Source organism: Acidovorax sp. KNOB132, from assembly GCF_057541515.1.
In genome coordinates, this window is sequence record NZ_BAAJYT010000494.1 from 1 (window position 1) to 1,567 (window position 1,567).

1 protein-coding gene is annotated in these 1,567 nt (G+C 73.5%); it reads left to right on the plus strand.

Translation table 11 applies throughout. From position 1 onward, the window contains the following. Nucleotides 1-535: 535 nt before the first annotated feature. Nucleotides 536-1,567 (plus strand): diacylglycerol/lipid kinase family protein (locus tag AC27IO_RS24055; protein ID WP_498741186.1); only part of this gene is annotated, 1,032 nt, incomplete at its 3' end.

A 1,567-nucleotide genomic window follows, 5' to 3' on the forward strand; every position in this document is an offset into this window, starting at 1 on the left:
GCTCGGTCCAGGGGGGCGACCCACCGGGCCCCATGCGTGCGCAGCGGCCCGTTGGCCGCCCAGGCCGCAGCGGCGGCCACCAGCGCGATGGCCAGTCCCCCGGTCCAGACGGTCAGGGGGTGCGATCCGGCCCACAGGGCCATGGCCTGGACGTCCATCATGCGCGGGTCTCCAGTGGGGCGGGCGATGGGTTCGGGCGCGGCCGCGCGGGGCGGGCAGGGCAGGGATGGCGGTGGGGCAGTGGCATGGATCGCGCAGCGAGGGAGTGGACCAGGGCGGCAATGGTGGCAGGCGCGTGGCGGGCGGCCAATCCCATTTCCTGGCGATCCGTCGGGGTTTGCGGGCTGCTGCGAGCGGCGCGCGCAGCGGCGGCGTGGCGTGTCGGCCATGGCTGACAAGGGGTGCGCCTGACTGCCGATGCACCCTTGCCCGGTCCGTGTGCAGAATCGGGCGTCCCGCGGTGCGGGCACCGATCCCCGAGCCTGATCGGGTCCAGCCCTGCGCAGGGTGACACTCCCTCGAAAGCCTTCCCGACATGCCATCCAACGACCTGCCAGCGTCCATGCCAAGGGGCCGTGGCCCGATCCATCTGGTGGTGCCCCACCGGCCCGGCGCCGACCATGGCCAGCTGCGAGCCCGCCTCGAGGGACTGGCTCCCCTGCAAAGCAATGCCGTGCAGTGGCACGTGCCCGCGCAGCGCGCCGGCATCGTCCAGGCGGCCGAAGAGGCCGCGCTCGCCGCCCAGGCCGACGGCGGCCTGGTGGTGGCCGCGGGCGGGGACGGCACCATCAACGCGGTGGCCACCGCCGCCTGGAAGCACCAGGTGCGCATGGGTGTCATTCCGGTCGGCACCTTCAACTATTTCGCGCGAGAGCAGAGCCTGTCGCTCGACCCGGAGCAGGCGGCCAACGACATCCTGGCCGCCATGGACTCGGGCGATGCGCGGCCGGTGAGCGTGGGCTTCGTCAACGAACGCATGTTCCTCGTCAACGCCAGCGTGGGGCTGTACCCGCGCCTGCTGGAGCAGCGCGAGCTGGCCTCGCGCCGCTTCGGCCGCTCGCGCTGGGTGGCCATCGTGTCGGCGGTGTGGAGCTTCTTTCGGCCGGCTTCGGCGCGCCGCTGGCGCGTGGCGCTGCGCCAGCACCGGGTGGCCGATCCGACGCGCGAAGAGTTCTTCGCCTCCACGCTGTTCGTCGGCAACAACCCCCTGCAACTGGAGCGCCTGGGCATTCCGCAGGCGCAGGACGTGGCCGAAGGCGACCGCCTGGCGGTGCTGCTGCTCAAGCCCCAGGACCGCGCCGCCACGGCACGCACCGTATGGAATGCCGCCGTGGGCCAGCTGGCGCGCGATGAAGCCGTCATCAGCCTGGCCTGCGCCGAGATGGTGGTGGAGCCCACCTGGCGGCCGCACCGCGTGAAGGTGGCCTTCGACGGCGAGCGCGAATGGATGGCGCCGCCGCTGCGCTTTCGGGTGGAAGAGCGCCCGCTGTGGCTGGTGGCGCCCACCGCCACGGCACGCGACGACGATCCCGCCGCCGAGGGCGCCGTGCCGGTGGCGGCCCCCGCC